Origin of the sequence: Mycolicibacterium novocastrense (genome assembly GCF_001499835.1) — a bacterium.
GTDB classification, from domain to species: Bacteria; Actinomycetota; Actinomycetes; order Mycobacteriales; family Mycobacteriaceae; genus Mycobacterium; species Mycobacterium novocastrense.
Genome location: NZ_LQIH01000051.1, coordinates 1 through 3,007 on the forward strand (window position 1 = coordinate 1; position 3,007 = coordinate 3,007).

Annotated in this window: 1 protein-coding gene; it reads left to right on the plus strand. The window is 64.3% G+C overall.

Features of this window, described 5'->3' with window-relative positions; all coding sequences use genetic code 11:
• Positions 1-3,007, plus strand: a 3,007-nt coding sequence (locus AU072_RS23215; protein WP_165596694.1) for a condensation domain-containing protein, incomplete at both ends; no start/stop codon positions are given.

Genomic DNA, 3,007 nt, shown 5'->3' on the forward strand with positions numbered 1-3,007 from the left:
GGGGTGGGTTATCTGGGTCGTGCGGGGTTGACGGCTGGGCGGTTTGTGGCGTGTCCGTTTGGGCCGGCGGGGTCGCGGATGTATCGGACCGGGGATCTGGTTTTGTGGCGTGCTGATGGGCAGTTGCAGTTTGTGGGGCGTGCTGATGAGCAGGTCAAGGTTCGTGGGTATCGGGTCGAGCTGGGTGAGATTCGGTCTGTGTTGGCGCAATTGGATGGGGTGGTTCAGGCGGCGGTGGTTGTGCGTGAGGACCGTCGCGGTGATAAGCGTCTGGTTGGCTACATCACCGGAACAGCCGAGCCGTCTGCGGTGCGTGCGCAGTTGGGCGATCGTCTGCCGTCCTACATGGTGCCCTCGGCGGTGGTGTTGATCGAGGCGCTGCCACTGACGGTCAGCGGCAAACTCGACACCCGCGCCCTGCCGACACCCGAATACCAGGCGGGTCAATACCGGACGCCGAGCAGCGCCGTGGAGGAGATCATCGCGGGCATCTTCGCCCAAGTCCTGGGTGCCGACCGCGTGGGGGTCGACGACTCGTTCTTCGACCTCGGCGGGGATTCGCTGTTGGCGATGCGAGCGACCGCCGCTGTCAACAGCGCATTGGATACCCACATTTCGGTGCGAGAGCTTTTCGAGGCGCCCACGGTCGCCCGGTTGGCCGGGCGCACCGGGGCGGCTCCGGGTGGCCGGCCGAGGTTGGTTCCGTCGGAGCGGCCGGCGGCGGTGCCACTGTCATTTGCTCAGCAGCGGTTGTGGTTCCTGGATCAGTTGCACGGTCCGTCACCGGTTTACAACGTCGTCGCCGCGTTACGGCTGAGCGGACCCCTGGACGCGCAAGCGTTGCGGGCCGCGCTGGCCGATGTGGTGGCCCGCCACGAGAGCCTGCGTACTCTGGTGGCCGCTCCCGACGGAATCCCGCAGCAGGTGGTTGTGCCGTCCGAGCATGCCGACTTCGGTTGGAACGCCATCGATGCCAGCGGGTGGTCGGAAAGCCGATTGAATGATGCCATCGGTGCGGTGGCCCGCCGAACGTTCGACTTGGCCGCCGAGATGCCCCTACATGTAGGGCTTTTCCGCCTCGCCGACGACGAGCACGTACTGGCGGCCGTGGTGCACCATATTGCCGCCGACAGGTGGTCGATGCCTCGCTTGATGAAAGACCTGGGTGTGGCTTATGCCCGGCGATGCGCGGGACTCGTGCCGGACTGGGCGCCGTTGGCGGTGCAGTACGCCGACTACACACTGTGGCAACGCGCCCAGCTGGGCGAAGTGACCGACCCCGACAGTCCCATCGCTGAACAGTTGGCGTACTGGGAACAGCAGCTGGGCGGGTTGGCGGAACGAATGCCATTGCCGACCGATCGGCCCTATCCCGCGGTGGCCGACCACGACGGTGCCAGCGTCCTTGTGGATTGGCCGGCACCGTTGCAGCAACAGATCGCGACGCTGGCGCGGGAGTTCAATGCGACCAGTTTCATGGTGGTGCAGGCTGCGTTGGCGGTGTTGTTGGCGAAGGTCGGTGCGGGTCGTGATGTGGCGGTGGGTTTTCCGGTGGCTGGTCGGGGTGATCCGGCGCTGGATGATCTGGTGGGGTTTTTCGTCAATACGTTGGTGTTGCGGGTGGATGTGGGTGCGGATCTGACGGTGGGGGAGTTGTTGGCTCAGGTGCGCCGGCGCTGCTTGGCTGCTTACGAGCATCAGGATGTGCCCTTCGAGGTGTTGGTGGAGCGACTCAATCCGACCCGAAACCTCGCCCACCACCCCCTGATACAGGTCGCGCTGGCCTGGCAGAGGAACGAACCTGTGGTGCCGCACATGGGCGACCTGAAGGTCACCACGATTCCCGTCCACACCGGAACAGCCCGCATGGATTTGACGTTCTCACTGGCCGAGAACTTCACCAGTACCGGTGAGCCGGCGGGAATCTGCGGACTGGTGGAGTTCCGTACCGACGTGTTCGACACAGCCAGCATCGAAACGCTGATCGGGCGGCTCGAGCGAATCCTGGTGACGATGACCGCCGACCCGGCCCGGCGGCTGTCAGCCGTGGATCTGTTGGATGCTTCTGACCGCACCCGAATTCACGAACTCAGTAATCGCGCTGTGCTGACACGTCCGGCATCTGACCGGTCGATTCCAGAGCTGTTCGCCGAACACGCGTTCCGCGCTCCAGACGCAGTCGCGGTCAGTGCCACAGGCGTCGAAATGTCATATCGGGACCTTGATGAAGCTTCGAATAGAGTGGCGCACTTGCTGATCGGTCAGGGAGTCGGCCCGGGCCGGTGTGTGGGGCTGTTGGTGCCGCGGTCGGCGGATGCGATTGTGGCGGTACTGGGGGTGCTCAAGACGGGGGCGGCTTGTGTGCCGGTGGATCCGGTGGTGCCTGACGCGCGTATCGATTTCGTGTTGGAGGATGCCGCGCCGGTGGTGGTCATCACTACGGCGACTTTGCGGTCCCGACTGGCCGGTCACGGCGTGAGGGTCATCGATGTCGATGATTTGTCGGTCGCCGGTGACGGGTCTGCGTTGCCGGTGCCGCACCACGATGATGTGGCGTATTTGATCTATACCTCGGGTACGACGGGTGTGCCTAAGGCGGCGGGGATTACGCATGCCGGTGTGACCGGGCTGTTGGGATCGTTGGATGCGGGATTGCCCGATCCGGGCGTGTGGGCGCTGTGTCATTCGTTGGCTTTTGATGTGTCGGTGTGGGAGATCTTCGGTGCGTTGCTGCGTGGTGGGCGGGTGGTGGTTGTTGGTGAGGATGTGGTGGGTTCGGCCGAGGATTTTCACGCGTTGTTGGTCGACGAGCGCGTGGAGGTGTTGACTCAGACTCCTTCTGCGGTGGGGGTTTTGGGTGTGGAGGGTTTGGAGTCGGTGTCGTTGGTGGTGGTGGGTGAGGCGTGTCCGGCGCAGGTGGTGGATCGGTGTGAACCGCCCTGGTTCTGCCGGAGGCTCGATCTATTGGATTGCGACCAGGGGCTGGTCGCTCCGTTGGGCATCGTAG